The sequence below is a fragment of the Mesorhizobium sp. M7A.F.Ca.ET.027.03.2.1 genome, assembly GCF_003999175.1.
GTDB lineage: Bacteria > Pseudomonadota > Alphaproteobacteria > Rhizobiales > Rhizobiaceae > Mesorhizobium.
The window spans coordinates 1-434 of record NZ_RZOM01001917.1; the positions used below are offsets into that span (position 1 = coordinate 1).

Consider the following 434-nt stretch of genomic DNA (forward strand, 5'->3'; position numbering starts at 1 on the left):
GGCCAGGGTCGACGTGAACAACAAGTGGGGGGCCGCGATCGGCTACTCCCGGGCCGTGCGAGCCGGAAACATCATTGTCGTATCGGGCACTTCCGCCTCTGGACCCGACGGGGTACTTCACCCCGGCGACGCGGAACAACAAACCATCGTGGTTCTGAAGCGCATCGGTGCGGCGCTGCGCGAACTCGACGCCACCATCGATGATGTTGTCGAGACGCGCATTTTCCTGCGCGACATGAACGATTGGGAAGCCGTCGGCAAAGCCCACGGCTCCGTCTTCGGCGACATTCGACCGGCAACGACGATGGTGCAGGCGGGAGCACTCATTGACGATGGCCTTCTCGTCGAGATCGCCGCCACGGCCATCCTTGCAACCTGAAGGAGTAGCCTGATGTCGAAGGACACCATCATCACTTGCGCCGTGACCGGTAGCC

General features: G+C 62.4%; 1 protein-coding gene. It reads left to right on the plus strand.

The features are described from left to right. The coding region (locus EN750_RS38760; protein ID WP_210212822.1) for a RidA family protein at positions 1-379 on the plus strand (379 nt) is incomplete at its 5' end. Positions 380-434: the final 55 nt, after the last annotated feature.